The following is a 390-nucleotide window of genomic DNA, read 5'->3' on the forward strand; positions in this document are numbered from 1 at the left end:
CGGGGGTTCAGCGCAGCCGCGCGTCCAGACGGATCTGGACCAGCGTGGTCTCCACACCGCTGTCGACGAGGCGGCCGTCGGGACCGAATGCCCCGGCACCGTCGGTCATGCCGAAGTCGTTGTCGTTGATGACCGCGATCGTCCGCGGGTCGACGACGGCGACGCCCTCGATCTTCTTCGGCGCGCCGGGCACCGTGTTGAGGTCGACGACGAGCTTCTTCGAGAGCACCGGCACCCCCGCGGCCGCCGGGTTCGGCAGCGCCTCCAGCGACGGGGTGGTGGCGGTCGAGTCCCAGGCGGTGCCCAGGATGTTGTTCTCGCGCCGCAGCACCACCCGGTGGAGACGGGCGGCCCGGTCCGTGCGCTCCTGCACCAGCAGGGTGTCCGGGC

1 protein-coding gene is annotated in these 390 nt (G+C 72.1%); it reads right to left on the minus strand.

Annotated features, from left to right (window positions below; all coding sequences use genetic code 11):
- Positions 1 to 7: 7 nt before the first annotated feature.
- The coding region (locus AC1DUE_RS20600; RefSeq protein WP_477041259.1) for an esterase-like activity of phytase family protein at positions 8 to 390 on the minus strand (383 nt) is incomplete at its 5' end.

It is taken from the genome of Cellulomonas sp. P4_A2, from assembly GCF_056402515.1.